The organism is Acinetobacter sp. UNC436CL71CviS28, assembly GCF_000620525.1.
Lineage (GTDB): Bacteria > Pseudomonadota > Gammaproteobacteria > Pseudomonadales > Moraxellaceae > Acinetobacter > Acinetobacter radioresistens.
This window is the reverse complement of the sequence record NZ_JIBB01000073.1, coordinates 1-3804: the sequence shown is the minus strand read 5'-3', so window position 1 is coordinate 3804 and position 3804 is coordinate 1. Positions and strand designations below refer to the sequence as shown.

The window sequence follows — 3804 nt, the reverse complement described above, 5'->3', positions numbered from 1 at the left end:
AATTTAGCTCAAATTTAACCTGACAGGCACAATAAAAATCGGGTAACTGTCAGATCAGGTTTGAGCTAGTACAGGGCCAATTTTGCTCGAACATCCTGAACCATATCTCCCAGATACTGCTGTGCCTCGTTTAAGTCAATTGTTGGCCCTATCTTTAGGTTAGTGGTATTGAGTTCTTTAATATGCAATTCAACGACTGTCATCAGGTTCTCAAATCCCTCAGTTTCCCCGGTATTCATCCGAGGCAACTGCACCCTGAACTCATTTAAACATTCTTCTATAAAGTGGATGTATCCCTCCATATCCATTTTTTTACTTTCGGGTGCGATGTTTGGATCACATAAGTCATGAAAGCAGCCTTCAGCCTTATTTGCATATATATACGCGTCATCCAAATATAAATCTATATATCGTATTTTCATTTTCTTCAATTCGGCACTGATAGTTTTTATCACAAGAGGATCATTTTTTGGTTGGTTACTGGCCTCTATTTCTGCTTTAACTCTTCTAACATGCTCAATAAGTTTTCGGTGTTCAGCTCTTCGTCTTGCAAGGTTGACCAGTCGATCGATTCCAACTGTCTCAAGGCGTTTAGATACGGTCTTAAACTGCTCTGGAGTTCTTCCTGTATCAGTGGGCGAAGGTGTGAGCTGGTCAATAACAGTTTTAAACGTAGCTCTAATTCGCCCCCAAATGCTGTTAAAGAATCGATTAGTTCTTTGTAAGATATCTCTTTCTTGATTTCGTCTTGATAGCGCCTGAGGATCTTGTCTCTCTCGATTAGTTTCTGCTTCATATCGTTCAGTTTCTTCATCATAAGAATGTTTTCTTTGCGCATAAGCTCCTGATAGTCGTTCTGAAGCTTTTGTGACTTCATGAGTTCGTCGATGTATGCTTTCTGGGCTTCGAAGACCTGCTGGTGATGCCGGGCTTCCTCCTGAAGCACTTCCGTTTTGTGTTCCAAAGCTTGAATCATGCCCTTTAGCTGGAGAATTAACTGGTTTTTTTGGGTTTGTAACAATGTTTCTATCATGTTGCACTCCGATATTTAGATAAAATCCCTGAGCAGTGACAGCATGCTGAATGTGCCGAATATCCCAAGACACCACAGTATTTTTTTGCATTGCTGATGGAGCTGCTGTATCAAACTGATTCCATCTCCAAGCTGATGGCTTAACTGTTCTGCTGATTTCGCTTGAGAGCTGTTGTTGCGGCATTGCTGCTGTATTTGTTTCAGCAATGGCATCATGTTGAGAAGGTCGTTGCGTAGTGCACTGCTGTTCTGTTGCTCTTGCTCGCTGCTCTGCTGTATCTGGTCGAGTAATTCCCTGTTCCTGCTCAAATCGATCTGTAGATTTTGCAAGATTTTCTGTTGGCGCTGATGTAGCTTCAGAATGTCCTGAAACTGGGTGTCGGTTTTGATGTTGTACAACATCAATTCCAGATCGATAGTCTGGGTTTCCGCCAAGCTTTGCTTTAACTGTTGCTCCAGGCGCTGCCGATAATCCTGATAGTGGTTCGAGAGAGTCTCCAGTCTCAGGAATTCCGGTTCGATAATATTTTTGGTGATACGTAAAACGTTTTCTTCGAACTTGTTCAAGTCGCTTAAGGCATTCTGTGAGTTCTGCTGAAGGTGCTGCAAGTCCTGCCGGATGTCCAGGCAATACTGCTCGTGCTGCTTCCGGTCCTGCTCGATTTTTTCGGTAAGCATCGAATGAAAACTCTGCATGATAAAACTTCCCTTTTAAACGGTCTGTTCCATAACTGGTCTTAAGTGAAATGTAGTGATCATGTTTTCGACTTAACTCACCAAGTTCAGACAGACTCTTGAGCAAATCATCTCGGTTATTGATGATTCCATAGACAATGCGTTGTTCTACATATTGGTGAATTAACTCCAGACGGGTCTTTTTGGGCAGATGCTGCATACCGGCTTTAATTGCAGCTGCGTTTTGCATCTCATGATGATTTTTAAGTTTTATGCTCTTTATACGTGTAGGGTCATCGGGTCTTGCCCAACCATATTTATGGTTTAAAAAATCACGCAGTGGGTCAAAGTAATGATGATGTCCTGGTGGAGCAATGTTTAATGATTTTCCTGAATTCAGTTCAATTCGAGGGACCAGTATATGTAGATGGCGTGAGCCATCGTCCTCAGCATGCATTACAGCTGTCATGTGATATTGTTCTGGACTCAATCCGGCAAAAGCATGTTCCTCAAACAGATCCAGAACTTCTTCAAGCTGTGCATCTGATACATGGTCTTCGGGCGACCAGGCAATCACTGCAGAGGTGTAGCAGTATTGAAACTTGATACTTTCAGCAATGATCGCAAAGGTAGCAGGATCTCCTCTCAGGATTTTTACTCCTGCTCGTCGGTCACCTTGATGATCCTGCTCACCTGTTACATAGGCTGCTGCCAGCTTTGGATCGCCTGTGCCTGACTTTAAAAATTTGATGAGCATAATCTATCGATCCTCCATTACCCGTTGAATTGCTTCTGCTTTTCTGTTTTTCGCAAGCTGATCAGAAACAAAATATTTTGGGAGCACAGGAAGATATAGATGTAAATCAGACTGAATCGTGACCAAAACATCTACGCAATCGACAAAGGAAAACTTCTGAATGTCTTCAGTTTGTTGAAGACATAAGAAGTTCAGTGAACGTGCAATCTGGTTGATATTGTTTCCGATTCGGCCAAGTTCCAGTAAGAGTTGAGGGTCGGCACTGGGTATCGGGCGACCCACTGTATTTTTTAAGGATCTTTTTTTGAGTGGTACGGACTGCCACAGCTTAGAAGGTTCACTAAGGGCTTGTTCTTCACTGGTCTGGTGAACAAGTGGCCAACATCGACATAACTCGCGCTGAATAAGGATATGAATCAGCTTGGTAAATCCAATTCCATGTTCCTGAAGAAAACTATCTAACTGCGCCCCCTGTTCAGCATTAAAACGAAGTCGCTTCGTGATTTCACGTTTGGTCCTTTTCATTTATCTATCCTGTTCGGATTGGTGATTTATGGGGTCTTAGGGGGTCGCCCCTAACAAGCCCTGTTGCGTACCAAAAGTGAAGTTCGTAGAACTTTATTTTTGTAGCTACAGGTAGGCTTGCTTAATAAACTGCTCTTTTTAAGAACAATTTCCCCTCCTGAATCCCAAGCATAAAGGAATTAAAAAATTCAAATCCCATCCGTCGAATTTCGGGTTTTTTTGAACGAAATCATCTATTTTTTTGAAAGAGTTACTTTATTTCTCAAACGGAAACGAGTTGTAAATCAGCGTTCAATCTCGAATTAATGTTCATTGATATAGATTTATATCTAAAAAATCTTAAAAAATTTGAAATTGGCTTGAAATTATGCAGATTTCTTTAAAAAATGTGTTGAGGTTTGTTTTTTTATTTATTTTTGAGTTATTCATCAAATTTATATCGTTTTCAGCATCGTATTCTTATTTTCAATGAATTTGTTTCCCCTGCTAAATAAAATAATATTTTAGATAAATATCAATTAATTAATAATTAACAATGAAGAAAAATAACACACATCTATCTTTCAAATTTCAGGTTTAACTCGTGACATGTAACGTTTTAATTTGGGGATGTAACACTTTTGTTTTTGTTAGAAACGGACGGTTTTTTGTTAGAAACGGACAGTATGTGAAGTGCATCACAATTTTTTAAATTTATTATTCTGTCTTATGAAATTAATACATAAATTCTATTAATTGAACCGTACCGGGTTTGTCGGAGACTTTTTTATTTAAGTTAGGCCACCTGACCTAACGGGTTAATCTTATCATAGTA

The 3804-nt window shown here is 40.0% G+C and carries 2 protein-coding genes; both read right to left on the bottom strand.

What is annotated here, in order from left to right:
* Positions 1 to 65: 65 nt before the first annotated feature.
* Positions 66 to 2465, bottom strand: a complete 2400-nt coding sequence (locus N518_RS16505) for a relaxase/mobilization nuclease domain-containing protein (RefSeq protein WP_228133351.1) — start codon at positions 2463 to 2465, stop codon at positions 66 to 68.
* A 3-nt stretch (positions 2466 to 2468) separates the two neighbouring features.
* Positions 2469 to 2990, bottom strand: coding sequence for a plasmid mobilization relaxosome protein MobC (gene mobC, locus N518_RS0114970; protein WP_026444468.1), 522 nt, complete (start codon positions 2988 to 2990; stop codon positions 2469 to 2471).
* Positions 2991 to 3804 lie beyond the last annotated feature (814 nt).